The organism is Haloferax gibbonsii, from assembly GCF_001190965.1.
Lineage (GTDB): Archaea > Halobacteriota > Halobacteria > Halobacteriales > Haloferacaceae > Haloferax > Haloferax gibbonsii.
This window is the reverse complement of sequence record NZ_CP011947.1, coordinates 141,925-154,243: the sequence shown is the minus strand read 5'-3', so window position 1 is coordinate 154,243 and position 12,319 is coordinate 141,925. Positions and strand designations below refer to the sequence as shown.

Genomic DNA, 12,319 nt, shown 5'->3' with positions numbered 1-12,319 from the left:
TGCGTCGGGCGGTAGGGTAGTGGCGACCGAGTCGCCGAAACCGACCGAGAGGATTAGGAAGAACGCGACAGCCAAACGCCGATACCAGCCATCACGAGCACGAACGCCGTGATAGCGCCGACGAGTGCGAACCCGCCGGTGGAGATGAGTCCACTCTGGTTGTAGGTCGCACCGATGCCGACGATGAGGGCGATAAACACCCCGACCGCGACGATGGAGACGGCAATCTTCCGCCGCATCTCCGCTTCGATAGCCATGCGACGACGTATCCGCGGCCGTTCTAAAAGGTCTTCGATGGGCGGATGCCCGACGAGAGCCACTCACGCGCCCGATTTTCCACGTGAAACGAGGGTTTAGGTCGTTCGAGAACCTATACGCAGGTGACGGAAACTGACCCCGAACAGCCGCTGGTAGGGTCGGAATCCCGCACCACCATGACGCACATCGCACACACACCCGCGTCGACTCGCCGCCCGGTGCGCCGCAAGACCACGCTCCCGTCCGACGGACTGGCCGGTCGCGCCCGCCGCGCCCGCGTCGAGCCGATGGCCGTCCGGCCGCTCCGCGACGGGCGCTACGTCGTCGAGACCGACGGCGGCACCTACGTCGTCGACGTGGAGGCTCGCACCTGCACCTGCCCCGACAACGCCATCCGACACGCCCGCTGCAAGCACCTCCGCCGGGTCGCCATCGAAATCACCCGCGGCGAGGTCCCGCCGCCGGGCCGCCGGAGCGCCACCTGCGCCGTCTGCGGCGACGAGACGTTCGTCCCGATGGACGCGACGGGGCCCCAGCTCTGCCGCGACCACGAACACCGCGCCGGCGACCTCGTCCGCGACCGCGAGAGCGGCGGCCTCCTCGTCGTCACGCGGGCGCTCGGCACCCGAGCCGACGAGACGCCGACCGAGACGGGGAAACTCGTCGCCGCGTTCGAGAGCAACCGCGACTACGGCGACCACGAACCGGTGTTCGAGGCGGTCTATCTGGACTCGCTGCCGGTGAACGCCGGCCTCTCGGACCTCGGCGGACTGCACGCCTATCGGTTCCCCGCCTCGCGGCTCAGCCGCGTCGAGCGCGGCTTCGTCGGCGCTCGCACGCTCGGCGAGCGACTCGCTCGGGCGTGAGCGAACGCGGAGAACGAGACGCCGCGCCGCGACCTCAGTCGTCGCCGAGTTTGGTCTGCGTCGGTCCGCCGGTAAAGGACTCGAAGTCCTCGCCCTCCGCCAGCGCCGTCTCCTTTTTGACGCGGTAGTTCCCGCCGTCGGTCACGTAGAGGTCGCCGGGGTGGAAGAAGTACCAGTCCTCGCGGTCGAATCGGACGGCGATGCGGGCCTTCGCGCCGAAGTTCTGCGAGAAGTAGATGAGCGCTTCGACCTCCTCGCCGTCGAGGTAGATGGGGCGACCGCTGGAGGCCTTCGCCTCGATGGCGTAGAACACCTCGCCGTTGCCCGCGAGCACGTCGGGGAGTTCGCGCGTCGTCGCGCTCCCGGAGGCGGGCGCGCGCATGACCGCGAAGCCGGCCTCGTCGAGGCGGTTGACGAGTTCGCGCTCGCGTCGGTCTCCCTTTCTGTTCGAAGACATGGTCGGGAGTCGGCCGCGGGCGGTGATAAATGGGGCGAACGTCGTCCGAGAGCGCCGCCGGACCGCCGGCGTCACTCGAAAAGCGGGACGGCGTCGGGCCACAGCGCTCGGAACTGGCGAGCGAACTCGTCGACGACCCCCGCGTCCGTCACCACGACGACGCCGAGGCGGTCGGCGGCGGACTGTGGGTGCGGAATGTCGACCGACGCGACCGTCCCGTCGACGACGTCGAACGAGACCGGCAGGCTCGGCAAGCACCGGACTCGTACCGTCTGCGGCTTCGACGCCACGAGTTCCCGAAACTCGTCGGGGAGCGAGTCGAGCACGGGGTCGCTGAGGAGCAGCGACACGTCGAGGTCGTCGCGAGCGCCCTCGAAGAACGCGTCGAACTCCGTGCGGAGCGTCTCCCACGAGGCCCGCTCGTACGGCGGGCCGACCGCGGCCGAGACGGACTCGGTCGCCGCCCGCACGTGCTCGTGCATCGCCGTCCGCATCTCGTCGCCGCCGAGACGGCCGAGCCAGACGCTCCCGTCGGCCGGTGGCGTCGGCAGGAGGTTCGACCGGACCGCGTCGGCCACGTCGCGGTACCGCGTCCACTCCTCGCGCAGTTCCGCGGCGCGCTCGGCCAGCAGTCGCTCGACCGCCGCGGCCGGGGCGACGGCGGCGTACCGCGTCGGCTGGGTCGACTGCGCTCGGACCAACCGGCGCGCCCGAAGCCCGTTGAGTACGTCGTAAACCCGGCCGTTCGGGACGCCGCTCGCGTCCGAGACGGTCGCAGCCGTCGCGGCACCCGTGACGAGGAGCGTCCGGTACGCCTTCTCCTCGTAGTTCGACAGGCCGAGTTCCCCGAGTTCGGTCATGGTCGGGACTCTCTCGCCCACGAGTTAGTAGTTTGATATTTCTTGTTCGGCGGCGAGCAACGGACCGCAAGTGGCGGGCGATTGCGGAACGCTCATCGGGGTCGTGGCGGGACCGACGGGCATGAACCCGTACGCGTTACTCGCCGGCGCAATCGCGTCGGAGCTGGTCGGAACGACCGCGCTCAAACTGTCCGCGGGCTTTTCCAAGCCCCTCCCGAGCCTCGGCGTGGTGGTCGGCTACGGGCTCGCGTTCTACCTCGTCTCGCTGACGCTTGAAGAGCTCCCCATCGGCGTGGTGTACGGGACGTGGGCCGCGCTGGGCATCGTCGGCGTCGCGGCCATCGGCGTCGTCGTGTTCGACGAACCGGTCGACCTGACTGGCGTCGTCGGCCTGCTTCTCATCCTCGCGGGCGTCTACTGCGTCAACGTCCTCTCGGAGATGGCCGCGCACTGACGCCGGCGTCGAAGCGGACGCGCCACCAGAGCTTTGAGTCGGCTGACGGACAGTTCACCGTATGAACCGCGAGAACCGGCGCGCCGTCGTCCTCCTCGTCCTCGGGGTCGCCCTCCTCGCGAACCCGCTGTACCTCTATCCCGACGGCGTCTCCTACGAGAAGACGTACACCTACGAGGCGTCGGCGGTAGACTACCCCCCGCACACCGCGGACGCGTTCTATCGGGTCAAATCGTGCGGGTGGAACCCCCTCCAGTCGGCGGAGTGCGCCGGCATCATCGACATGGCCCGCGGCGACCCGGTGGAACTCGAGTTGAACCCGGACCGCGACGTCTACTCGGAGTTCTGGTCGTTCGACTACGTCCGGACCGACGGCCGCTACTTCGAACCCAACGCGACGCTCGACGGGCGCACCCTCACGCTCTCGCTCCACCCGGTTTCGACCGAGACGGTGAAACGCGACCTCTCGGAGGACCTCGACGAGGTTCCACACCACGTCCGCGAGGCCGTCCGGAACGGCAGTAGCACCGTGACCGAAGAGCACGCGTACGAGGCGCGGTCTCACTACGTCAGACACGACGGCCAGTACTACGTCGTCGAACCGGTCGAAAGCGAGCGCGTCCCGACCGGCTGGGGGTGGAAAGCGCCGTCCGACGCGGCTATCGACGCGATGCGGCTCGCGGCGTGGATAGGCGGCGTCGCGTGCGTCTGGCGGGCCGGCGAGTGGACCGAGCGCGGTCGAGAAGAGTAAAAAGCGGTCAGTGTGCGGGGGGTGAGCGAGCGAGTCGGCTTACGTTCCGTGGGCCCAGCTACCCATGTACTCGCGCTGTTCGTCGGTCATCGAGTCGAACTCGATACCCTCGGCTTCGAGCTTGATTTCGGCGACCTCGCGGTCCAGTTCGTCGGGCACGTCGTGGACGCCGGCGTCGTAGTCGTCGCCGTTCTCGACGAGTTCGCGGACGACGACGGCCTGCACGCCGAACGACTGGTCCATGACCTCGACCGGGTGGCCGAGCGCGATGGGCGACGCGAGGTTGACGAGGCGGCCCTCGGCGAGGACGTTCAGCCGGCGGCCGTCTTCGAGTTCGTAGGCGTCGACGCCGTCGCGGGCCTCGTACTCGTCGACCGCGAGGTCCGACAGCGCGTCGAGGTCGATTTCGATGTCGAAGTGCCCGGCGTTCGCCAGCAAGACGCCGTCTTTCATGTTCTCGAAGTCCTCGCGGGTGATGACGTCGCGGTTGCCGGTGGTCGTGATGAACACGTCGCCGACCGTCGCGGCCTCCTCCATCGGCATCACGTCGTAGCCCTCCATGTGGGCTTCGAGCGCGCGGCGGGGGTCGACCTCGGTGACGATGACGTTCGCGTTCTGGCCGGACGCCTTCTTGGCGACGCCCTTGCCGCAGTAGCCGTAGCCGCCGACGACGACGTTCTTGCCGGCGTACGAGAGGTTCGTCGTCATGGCGATGGTCGCCAGCGACGACTCGCCCGTGCCGTGGACGTTGTCGAACAGGCGCTTCATCGGCGTGTCGTTGACGGCGAAGACGGGGTAGTTCAGTTCGCCGTCTTCGTCCATCGCGCGGAGGCGGTGGACGCCGGTCGTGGTCTCTTCGGCCCCGCCGACGATGGTCTCGATGAGTTCGGGGTACTCCTCGTGGATGGTGAAGACCATGTCCATGCCGTCGTCGACCGTGACGGTCGGCTCGTGGGCGATGACGGCGTCGATGGCCGCGTAGTAGTCCTCCTCGTCGACGCCGCGGACGGCGTAGGAGGTGATGTCGTCGTTGGCGTCGAGCGCCGCGGACACGTCGTCGTGGGTCGAAAGCGGGTTGCAGCCGGTGATGGCGACTTCCGCGCCGCCGAGCGCCAGCAGTTCGACGAGGTTCGCCGTCTTCGCCTCGACGTGCATCGCCATGCCGACGACCTCGCCGTCGAGCGGCTGTTCCGACTCGAACTGCTCGCGGAGTTCCTGCAGGATGGGCATGTGCTGGAGCGCCCAGTCCATCTTGCGTCGTCCCTCGGTCCGGGCGGCCTCGACGTCGTCGAGGTGCTCGGAGACGGGAGCGTAGTGTTCGCTCATACCCGTGGGTTCGGAGAGGGGTCCGAAAACCCTACCGAAGGCGGTCGCCGCCCCCGAATCTACAAGTGTCAACGGGGAGATTGTATCGCCGAGGGCCGATGCTCGTCATAGATAACGGCAAGACGGTCGCCGAACAGGAGCTGTTCGCCCTGATGAGCGCCCCCGCGGTTCCCGACCTCTTGCGCGTCGCCGACGAGCCGCTGACGGTCAAGGAGCTGAGCTGTCGGGCCGACGTGCCGCTGTCGACCGCCTACCGGGAGGTCAAGCGGCTCCACGAGGCGTCGCTGTTCGAGAAATCCATCATGGTCGACCACAGCGACGGACGACACGTCGCGCAGTACCACCGGACGTTCGAGCGCATGGAGGTCAGCGTGACCGACGACGGACTGCGCATCGAGTTGGCCGGGTAGCGGGGTCGGAGGTCAGTGCGGCGGACCGGACGGCGGCGATTCAGACGCGCTCGCGGAGCGACGCGACCGCCTCGCCGGCGCGGGCCATCACGGCGTCCTCGTCGAGCGTCAGCACCTCGCGGTCCCGCATCAGCACCCGGCCGTCGCAGACCGTGTGGCGAACGTCGGAGCCGCGGGCGGCGTACGCGAGGTGACTCACGAGGTCGTTGGCGGGCGTGAGGTGCGGGGCGTCGAGGTCGACGACGGCGAGGTCGGCCGCGCCGCCGACTTCGAGCGCGCCGCCGGGGAGGTCGATGGCGTCGGCCGAGTCGGCGGTCGCCATCCGCACCACGTCGCCGGCCGCGACGGCGCTCGCGTCGTCGGCGGCGAGTTTCCCGAGCATCGCGGCGTCGCGCATCTCGTCGAACATGTCGAGGTCGTTGTTCGAGGCCGCGCCGTCGGTGCCGAGGCCGACCGTGACGCCCGCGTCGAGCAGTTTCTGGACGGGAGCCATGCCGGAGGCGAGTTTCATGTTCGACGCCGGGCAGTGGACGACGCCGGTGCCCGCGTCGGCGAGGAGGTCGATTTCCGCGTCGTCGACGTGGACGCCGTGGGCGAGGAAGTCGTCGGCGGTGAGCATGCCGAGTTCCTTCGCGTACGACAGCGGGCGCTCGCCGCGCTCGTCGACGATGGGGTCGACCTCGTCCGTCGTCTCGTTGGCGTGGTAGTGGACCGGGATGTCCTCGGCGTGCGCGTCGGCGACGAACTCGCGGAGGAAGTCCTCCGCGACCGTCGTCAGCGAGTGCGGCATCGCGGCGGTCCGAATCCGGCCGTCGGCCGCGCCGTCGAACTCGCGGGCCACGTCGAGGCTCTCGTCGATGTCGGCCCGCGCGTCCTCGTCGTCTTTCCCGAGCGTGACGACGCCGTGGCCGAGGCGGGCGCGGAGGCCGGCCTCGTCGACCGCGGCGGCGACCTCGGGGACGTGGAAGTACATGTCCGCGAACGCGGTGGTCCCCGACTTAATCATCTCCACGAGGCCGAGTTCCGCGCCGACGCGCACGTCCTCGGGCGTGAGCGCGGCCTCGGCGGGCCAGATGTCCTCGCGGAGCCACGCGTCGAGCGGCTTGTCGTCGGCGTAGCCGCGCAGGAGCGTCATCGCCACGTGGCAGTGGGCGTTCACCAGACCGGGCGTGACGAGACAGCCCTCGGCGTCGAGCGTCTCGTCGGCGTCGGCGTCGAGGTCCGCGCCGATGTCGAGGATGGTCCCCTCGTCTCGGTCCACGAGTACGTCCGCGTCCTCGACCGTCGCGTCGGGGCGGAGCACCTGTCCGCCCGCGATTCGGAGCGTGTTCATGTCGCTCGTTCGGGTCGGCGGGGTGGTGAATCCACCGTCTCGCGGCCGCGAGAGCCGACCGTCGGTTTCGCCGGTGAGCGGGCCGAATACCGGCGGTAGTCCGATTCCCGAAAATCGAGAACGAGCACGCCCCCTTAGGTTCGGACCCCCAGTATGGGGGGATATGGAGCCCCCGTGGAACCTCGCGCTCGTTCCGGGGCACGTCCAAGGCAGTCCGTGGATGACCGCGGTCGTCGTCCTGGCGGGAGTCTCGTCGGTGACGCTGGCCGCGCTCGGCGTCGCCGTCTTCCTCCGGCGGCGGACGCGGTCGCACCTGCTCGTCGCGCTGGCGCTCTTGGCGTTCGCGTCGCGGGCGGCCGTCGCCGCGTTGACGCTCGGCGGCGTCCTCTCGGACTTCGACCACCACGTGGTCGAACACCTCTTGGACCTCGTGATGGCCGGGCTCGTCCTCGCGGCCATCTACTACGCCCGGAGCATCGAGCGCGAGGCGGGGGTCAACGACCCATGAGTGAGACACGAACCCGCGTCGCCGACCACATCAAGCACAACCCGGGAGTCCACTTCAACGAGCTCGTTCGCGCGCTCGACCTCGCTCCCGGCCAGGTACAACACCACGTCCGCAGACTGCTCTCCGACGAGACGGTCCGCCGCTCCGAGTTCTACGGTCGGACGCACTACTTCCCCCCGGAGTTCGACGCGTGGGAGCGCGGCGCGCTCGCGCTCGTCCGCCGGGAGACCGCCCGCGACATCCTCGGCCACCTCCTCGAACACGGCGACGCCCGCCCCGACGACGTGGCCGACGACATCGGCGTCGCCCGAAGCACGCTGGAGTGGCACCTCGACCACCTCGTCGAACGCGACGTGGTCCGGAAGGAACGCGACCTCCACAACCGCGTGACGCTCGTCCTCACCCACCCCGAGCGGACGACCCGACTGTTGGACGACGTGTCGCCGTCGCTCCCCGAGCGGTTCGTCGACCGGTTCGACCGCCTGCTCGACCACCTCGTCGAAGGATAGCCGCGGGTCGTCTGCCGACACTCTTCGTCGGTTAGTTTTATCCCCAGTCACCAGACCGACGGTTCTACACCTCGTCCGCGCCGGCGAACGTGACGGGAGCCATACGTGACACTTCGAAGACGTGTCAAAAACCGTTCCGGCTTGCGAAAGTCAATTACCTCCGGGACGTGACGGAGAGGTATGCGAATCGCCGTGCCCAACAAGGGCCGCCTGCACGAACCGACGATTGAACTCCTGGAGCGTGCGGGGCTGCACCTCGACAACGGTGCCGAGCGCAAACTCTACGCCGGGACCGTCGACCCCGACGTGACCGTGCTGTTCGCCCGCGCCGCCGACATCCCCGAGTACGTCCGCGACGGGGCCGCCGAGGTCGGCATCACGGGCCTCGACCAGGTCCGCGAGTCGGGCCACGAGCTCGAAGACCTGCTCGATTTGGAGTACGGCAAGTGTCGGCTCGTCCTCGCCGCGCCCGAGGACGGCGACATCGAGACCGTCGCCGACGTGTCGGGCAAAGTCGTCGCCACCGAGTTCCCGCACATCGCGCGGACCTACTTCGAGGAAGAGGGCATCGACGCCGAGGTCGTGGAGGTCACGGGCGCGACCGAACTGACGCCACACGTCGAGATGGCCGACGCCATCATCGACATCACCTCGACCGGGACGACCCTGCGGGTGAACCGCCTCGCGGTCATCGACGAGGTGCTGTCGTCGTCGGTCCGGCTGTTCGCCCGCCCCGACGTGGTCGACGACCCGAAGGTCCAGCAGTTGCTCATGGCGCTCGAATCGGTCCGCTCCGCGGAGGGCAAGCGCTACCTGATGATGAACGCGCCGCGCGAGAAACTCGACGAGGTGAAGGAGGTCATCCCCGGCCTCGGCGGTCCGACCGTGATGGACGTCGCCGGCGACTCGACGGTCGCCGTCCACGCCGTCGTGAACGAACGCGACGTGTTCGAGGTCGTCAGCGACCTGAAGAACGTCGGCGCGAGCGGCATCCTCGTCACCGAAATCGAGCGGTTAGTCGAGTAAGCGACGCGGCCGCGTGCCCGTCGTGCGTGTTATTTCTTCCAGCGCAGGTCCGGCACCGTGACCGACGGCTCGAACCCGAGTTCTCCGCGGCGCGCCCGGACGTAGGCCGCGATACAGACCGCGCCGAGCACTATCGCGCCGATGCCGAGCAGGCCGGCCTCGGGGCCGAACGCACCGCCGGTAATCACGTCGGGGCCCCGTTCCGTCGTCTCGACGAGCGACGTGCCGAAGTCGAGACCGCTGACCGCGAAGCCGAAGACGCCACCCTGCACGAAGTTCCACGAGATGTGGATTCCCGTCGGGATGGCGAGGTCGCCGGTGAGCGCGTAGCCGAGGCCGAGCATGACGCCCGCGAGGGTGATGCTGGTCGTGCTGGCGAACCCCGCGTTCGGGTTCGTGTAGTGAGCGACGCCGAACACCGCCGACGAGACCGCGAGGCCGCCGGCGACCGCCGCGTCCGGGCCGAATCGCCAGCGGAGGCCCTCGGCGACGTCGGTGAGGACGACGCCCCGGAGCAGGAGTTCTTCGGCGATGCCGACGACGACGAAGAACGCGAGGAGCGAGCCGACGCCGAGTAGTCGGTCGACGCCGAGCGGGACGGAGGAGACCGCAATCCAGTCGGCCGCGACGCCGACGACGAAGACGGCGGTCATCAACCCCGTTCCGAGCGCGAGGCCGAACGCGAGGTCGACCGCCCACTCGCGGTCGAACCGGAGACCGAGGTCCGCGACGGTCCGCCGGTCGACGTACCGCGCGACGACGAGGGCGGCGAGACCGCTCGCCCCGACAGAGACGAGCGAGACGACGAGCGCGACGAGTCGACTTGATTCGGCGAGACCGCCGAGGGCGGCCGAGAGCGAGACGGCGACCACGAGCGAGACGAGGACGAAGACGACGGGCGTCGCGAGCAGTCGAAACGGGGCTCGCGGCCGGCGTTCCATGTCGTTCCAGAGGAGGCGACGGGGAGACACGACGGGTGATTCAGCGGCCGCGGGCAAGAAAGTACGGCGAGAAGGGACGCGAGCGCAGCCTCAGATGGGCGCGCTCGTCAGGATGACGGTGAGACCGAACAGGACGAGGCCGAGGAGCACCGAGACGACGAAGTGGATGGTCACCACGTACGCCGACAGGCGGTTCGACCGGCCGTAGAGGTACTTGACGAAGCCGAAGTCGAGCCCGATTGCGAGCGCGAGCGCGACGAAGGAGTTCCAGCCGAAGGTGGTGAAGACGACGGCGATGGCCGCGGGAACCGGCCCGACGGCGAACGCCTTCTTGAGTTCCACGTCGCCGAGGACGTTCCGCGCGGCGATGTGGGCGGTGAGAGAAAGGAACAGCGCGAACAGCGCGAACGTTCCGGCGACGGCCGTGACCGGCGCACCGGCGGCCGTCTGCAAAGTGAGCGCGTCCATACCGGTCCGAGGGACGCGACTGACTTAGGTTCGGTCGATTCGGGTCCCGGTTACGCGGCGCGGTCGCGGGACTCGAAGAGGTTAGAACGACCCGTTCAGGAGACCGAGTTCGGAGAGGCGCGAGATGATGACGTCGACCGCCGCTTCGGCGTCTTCCGGCTTCTTCCCGCCCGTGATGACGAGCTTGCCCGACCCGAAGAGAAGCGCGACGACGCTCGGTTCGTCGAGGCGATAGACGAGTCCAGGGAACTGTTCGGGCTCGTACTCGATGTTCTCGAGACCGAGACCGATGGCGATGGCGTTGAGGTTCAGGTTCTCGCCGAGGTCCGCGCTCGTGACGATGTTCTGGACGGTGATTTCGGGGTCGTCGTCGACCGGTATCTGAAGCTCGCGGAGCTTGTCGAAGACGATTTCGAGGCTCTCGTGCACGTCATCCGTCGACTTCGCGCCGGTACAGACGATTTTTCCGGACCGGAAGATGAGCGCCGCGGACTTCGGCTCTTGGGTGCGGTAGACGAGTCCCGGGAACTGCTCGGGGTCGTAGTCGGCGCCCTCGAGGTCCATCGCCACGCTCTGGAGGTCGAGCTCTTGGCCGATTCCCGTGGAGGCGACGACGTTTTCGATGTTGATTGTGTCCTTGGGGTCGGTCATGCAACGATTTAAGGCACGTATTTAAGGTTTAAAAAGATTGGTGCAAGGAATTGACAGCTTACGCGCGGCGACGAATAATCCGGACGTTCCGAACGGTGACGACCGCACCGAGAAGTGTCAAGGAAATGGGAACCGCGAGTCGTGCGACCGCCGGTCTGAGCACCCAGTAGGTGGCGAAGAACAGGGCGACCGAGACGAGTTTTAACACCGCGAACGAGCCGGGTCCGGGGTCGCCACCCGAGATGAGTCGCACGACTGGATTCCCTTCCTGCACGCCGGCCATCCTGACACCGAGGACGGTCGTGACGTAGTCGCCGAGGCCGTAGGCGAGCGCCGCCGCGCCCCAGAGGATGGCGTCGAGAGAGGCCATGCGGGTGGATTCGGAGCGGCCACTATAAGTCTCGCCGTCGCCGGATTGTCACGTTCGGCGGCGTCGCCATCGGTCGGGGTGCGCGTCACCGCGCTCGCGGGAGCGACGACGACCGATACCCTCATTTCCGCGGCCCGTCAGGTCCGAGCGTGTACGGATTGGAACTCGCCGGCGAGGAAGACGACTTCGCCGCCCGCGAGGCCGAGTCGGCCGCGACGGGCGTGACGGTCGTCGCCCCCGGCCTCGCCACCGCCCGCGGCGTCGAACCGGAGCGCGCGAGGCGACTCGCCTACACCCGGCGCGTCGTCGAACTGGTCGGTCGCTGCGAACCCGATATCGACGCCGCGCGCGCCGTCGTCGCGGCCGCGAACGTCGACCGCGAGGGGACCGTCGCCGTCCGCGCCCGAGACGTGCGGGGTCTCACGGATATCAGCACGACCGACGCCGAGCGCGAACTCGGCTCGGCGCTCGTCGACCGCGGCTTCGGCGTCGATTTGGACGACCCCGACCACGAGCTTCGGGTCTACTTCTCCGAGGACGCCTGTCTCGTCGGCTGGACCGCAGTCGAGGCCGTCCGCGACTTCGCCGACCGAAAGCCGACCGACCGACCGTTCTTCCAGCCGGGGAGCATGGCCCCCGTGGACGCCCGCGCCTTCGTCAACATGGCCGGCGCGGAGCCCGGCGCCCGGGTTCTGGACCCGATGTGCGGCACCGGCGGCGTCCTCCTCGAAGCGGGCCTCGTCGGCGCCGACGTGGTCGGCGTCGACGCCCAAGCGAAGATGGTCGGCGGCGCGCGCGAGAACCTGCGTCACTACGTCGGCGACGGCGACGTAATCCGTGGCGACGCCACCGCGCTCCCCCTCCGCGACGACTCGATGGACGGCGCGGTGTTCGACGCTCCTTACGGCCGGCAGTCGAAAATTGCCCGCCACTCGCTTTCGGACCTCGTCGGCGGCGCGCTGGCGGAGGTCCGCCGAGTCGCCCCCGAGTGCGTGATGGTCGCCGACCGGTCGTGGACCGAGGAAGCGGAAGACGCCGGCTGGGAGGTCGAACGCGTGTTCGAGCGCCGAGTCCACCGGTCGCTGGTGCGGTACGTGCATCTGCTGCACCGGTAGTCGGAATCGGCGGCGT

The 12,319-nt window shown here is 68.7% G+C and carries 17 protein-coding genes; 8 read left to right on the top strand and 9 right to left on the bottom strand.

The features are described 5' to 3' along the window. Window positions 1-53 precede the first annotated feature (53 nt). Window positions 54-257: a DUF7472 family protein gene (locus tag ABY42_RS00820; RefSeq protein ID WP_004973872.1), complete on the bottom strand. Its 204-nt coding sequence runs from the start codon at window positions 255-257 to the stop codon at window positions 54-56. Window positions 258-476: 219 nt separating this feature from the next. Between ABY42_RS00820 and ABY42_RS00815 the strand changes: the two genes are divergently transcribed. Continuing rightward, window positions 477-1,124: an SWIM zinc finger family protein gene (locus ABY42_RS00815; protein ID WP_050459872.1), complete on the top strand. Its 648-nt coding sequence runs from the start codon at window positions 477-479 to the stop codon at window positions 1,122-1,124. 34 nt (window positions 1,125-1,158) lie between these two features. Here ABY42_RS00815 and hjc read toward each other — a convergent pair whose 3' ends face one another. Both hjc and ABY42_RS00805 read right to left on the bottom strand, forming a co-directional pair. Beyond that, complete coding sequence (gene hjc, locus ABY42_RS00810; protein WP_004973874.1) at window positions 1,159-1,581, bottom strand: Holliday junction resolvase Hjc; 423 nt, start codon at window positions 1,579-1,581, stop codon at window positions 1,159-1,161. A gap of 71 nt (window positions 1,582-1,652) precedes the next feature. Further along, window positions 1,653-2,441, bottom strand: coding sequence for a TrmB family transcriptional regulator (locus ABY42_RS00805; RefSeq protein ID WP_050458466.1), 789 nt, complete (start codon window positions 2,439-2,441; stop codon window positions 1,653-1,655). Window positions 2,442-2,562: 121 nt separating this feature from the next. Between ABY42_RS00805 and ABY42_RS00800 the strand changes: the two genes are divergently transcribed. After that, the gene (locus ABY42_RS00800; protein WP_004973876.1) at window positions 2,563-2,895 is read left to right on the top strand and encodes a DMT family transporter; all 333 of its coding nucleotides are present in this window, start codon (window positions 2,563-2,565) and stop codon (window positions 2,893-2,895) included. A 61-nt stretch (window positions 2,896-2,956) separates the two neighbouring features. Then, a complete protein-coding gene (locus ABY42_RS00795; RefSeq protein WP_050458465.1) occupies window positions 2,957-3,646 on the top strand; it encodes a hypothetical protein in 690 nt (229 codons plus the stop codon). A gap of 39 nt (window positions 3,647-3,685) precedes the next feature. On the opposite strand, the gene ABY42_RS00790 is transcribed toward ABY42_RS00795, so the two are convergent. After that, window positions 3,686-4,972 carry an adenosylhomocysteinase gene (locus ABY42_RS00790; RefSeq protein WP_050458464.1) on the bottom strand — a complete coding sequence of 429 codons (1,287 nt, stop codon included), beginning with the start codon at window positions 4,970-4,972 and terminating at the stop codon, window positions 3,686-3,688. Window positions 4,973-5,070: 98 nt separating this feature from the next. Between ABY42_RS00790 and ABY42_RS00785 the strand changes: the two genes are divergently transcribed. Further along, on the top strand, window positions 5,071-5,382 hold the full coding sequence (locus tag ABY42_RS00785) for a helix-turn-helix domain-containing protein (RefSeq protein ID WP_004973886.1): 312 nt from the start codon (window positions 5,071-5,073) through the stop codon (window positions 5,380-5,382). A gap of 40 nt (window positions 5,383-5,422) precedes the next feature. Here the strand turns inward: ABY42_RS00785 and ABY42_RS00780 are convergent, their stop codons facing one another. Further along, window positions 5,423-6,715 carry an amidohydrolase gene (locus ABY42_RS00780; protein ID WP_050458463.1) on the bottom strand — a complete coding sequence of 431 codons (1,293 nt, stop codon included), beginning with the start codon at window positions 6,713-6,715 and terminating at the stop codon, window positions 5,423-5,425. Window positions 6,716-6,878: 163 nt separating this feature from the next. On the opposite strand from ABY42_RS00780, the gene ABY42_RS00775 reads away from it, so the two are divergent. From ABY42_RS00775 to hisG, 3 genes are all read left to right on the top strand, one after another. After that, the gene (locus ABY42_RS00775; RefSeq protein WP_004973888.1) at window positions 6,879-7,223 is read left to right on the top strand and encodes a DUF7471 family protein; all 345 of its coding nucleotides are present in this window, start codon (window positions 6,879-6,881) and stop codon (window positions 7,221-7,223) included. Then, entirely contained in the window at window positions 7,220-7,732 is a 513-nt protein-coding gene (locus ABY42_RS00770) for a winged helix-turn-helix transcriptional regulator (protein WP_004045277.1), read from the top strand. Before ABY42_RS00775 ends, ABY42_RS00770 begins: the two co-directional genes overlap by 4 nt. Window positions 7,733-7,912: 180 nt before the next feature. After that, window positions 7,913-8,758: an ATP phosphoribosyltransferase gene (gene hisG / locus ABY42_RS00765; RefSeq protein WP_004045274.1), complete on the top strand. Its 846-nt coding sequence runs from the start codon at window positions 7,913-7,915 to the stop codon at window positions 8,756-8,758. Between the two features lie 29 nt (window positions 8,759-8,787). Here the strand turns inward: hisG and ABY42_RS00760 are convergent, their stop codons facing one another. From ABY42_RS00760 to ABY42_RS00745, 4 genes are all read right to left on the bottom strand, one after another. After that, the gene (locus ABY42_RS00760; protein ID WP_050458462.1) at window positions 8,788-9,756 is read right to left on the bottom strand and encodes a CPBP family intramembrane glutamic endopeptidase; all 969 of its coding nucleotides are present in this window, start codon (window positions 9,754-9,756) and stop codon (window positions 8,788-8,790) included. A 33-nt stretch (window positions 9,757-9,789) separates the two neighbouring features. Then, window positions 9,790-10,167 carry a DUF7473 family protein gene (locus ABY42_RS00755; protein WP_004973890.1) on the bottom strand — a complete coding sequence of 126 codons (378 nt, stop codon included), beginning with the start codon at window positions 10,165-10,167 and terminating at the stop codon, window positions 9,790-9,792. 81 nt (window positions 10,168-10,248) lie between these two features. Next, the gene (locus tag ABY42_RS00750) at window positions 10,249-10,818 is read right to left on the bottom strand and encodes a TATA-box-binding protein (protein ID WP_004973891.1); all 570 of its coding nucleotides are present in this window, start codon (window positions 10,816-10,818) and stop codon (window positions 10,249-10,251) included. A gap of 58 nt (window positions 10,819-10,876) precedes the next feature. After that, the gene (locus ABY42_RS00745; RefSeq protein ID WP_004973892.1) at window positions 10,877-11,188 is read right to left on the bottom strand and encodes a DUF5658 family protein; all 312 of its coding nucleotides are present in this window, start codon (window positions 11,186-11,188) and stop codon (window positions 10,877-10,879) included. Window positions 11,189-11,346: 158 nt separating this feature from the next. Here ABY42_RS00745 and ABY42_RS00740 point away from each other — a divergent pair, with 158 nt between their 5' ends. Next, on the top strand, window positions 11,347-12,303 hold the full coding sequence (locus ABY42_RS00740) for a methyltransferase domain-containing protein (RefSeq protein ID WP_050458461.1): 957 nt from the start codon (window positions 11,347-11,349) through the stop codon (window positions 12,301-12,303). Window positions 12,304-12,319: the final 16 nt, after the last annotated feature.

What these genes read in the sequence shown, in the direction of transcription:
- ABY42_RS00780 (WP_050458463.1), bottom strand. Translation starts at nt 6,715, where the DNA reads ATGAACACGCTCCGAATCGCGGGCGGACAGGTGCTCCGCCCCGACGCG.
- ABY42_RS00770 (WP_004045277.1), top strand. Translation starts at nt 7,220, where the DNA reads ATGAGTGAGACACGAACCCGCGTCGCCGACCACATCAAGCACAACCCG.
- ABY42_RS00820 (WP_004973872.1), bottom strand. Translation starts at nt 257, where the DNA reads ATGGCTATCGAAGCGGAGATGCGGCGGAAGATTGCCGTCTCCATCGTC.
- ABY42_RS00775 (WP_004973888.1), top strand. Translation starts at nt 6,879, where the DNA reads ATGGAGCCCCCGTGGAACCTCGCGCTCGTTCCGGGGCACGTCCAAGGC.
- ABY42_RS00805 (WP_050458466.1), bottom strand. Translation starts at nt 2,441, where the DNA reads ATGACCGAACTCGGGGAACTCGGCCTGTCGAACTACGAGGAGAAGGCG.
- ABY42_RS00745 (WP_004973892.1), bottom strand. Translation starts at nt 11,188, where the DNA reads ATGGCCTCTCTCGACGCCATCCTCTGGGGCGCGGCGGCGCTCGCCTAC.
- ABY42_RS00755 (WP_004973890.1), bottom strand. Translation starts at nt 10,167, where the DNA reads ATGGACGCGCTCACTTTGCAGACGGCCGCCGGTGCGCCGGTCACGGCC.
- ABY42_RS00800 (WP_004973876.1), top strand. Translation starts at nt 2,563, where the DNA reads ATGAACCCGTACGCGTTACTCGCCGGCGCAATCGCGTCGGAGCTGGTC.
- ABY42_RS00750 (WP_004973891.1), bottom strand. Translation starts at nt 10,818, where the DNA reads ATGACCGACCCCAAGGACACAATCAACATCGAAAACGTCGTCGCCTCC.
- ABY42_RS00795 (WP_050458465.1), top strand. Translation starts at nt 2,957, where the DNA reads ATGAACCGCGAGAACCGGCGCGCCGTCGTCCTCCTCGTCCTCGGGGTC.
- hjc (WP_004973874.1), bottom strand. Translation starts at nt 1,581, where the DNA reads ATGTCTTCGAACAGAAAGGGAGACCGACGCGAGCGCGAACTCGTCAAC.
- ABY42_RS00790 (WP_050458464.1), bottom strand. Translation starts at nt 4,972, where the DNA reads ATGAGCGAACACTACGCTCCCGTCTCCGAGCACCTCGACGACGTCGAG.
- ABY42_RS00785 (WP_004973886.1), top strand. Translation starts at nt 5,071, where the DNA reads ATGCTCGTCATAGATAACGGCAAGACGGTCGCCGAACAGGAGCTGTTC.
- hisG (WP_004045274.1), top strand. Translation starts at nt 7,913, where the DNA reads ATGCGAATCGCCGTGCCCAACAAGGGCCGCCTGCACGAACCGACGATT.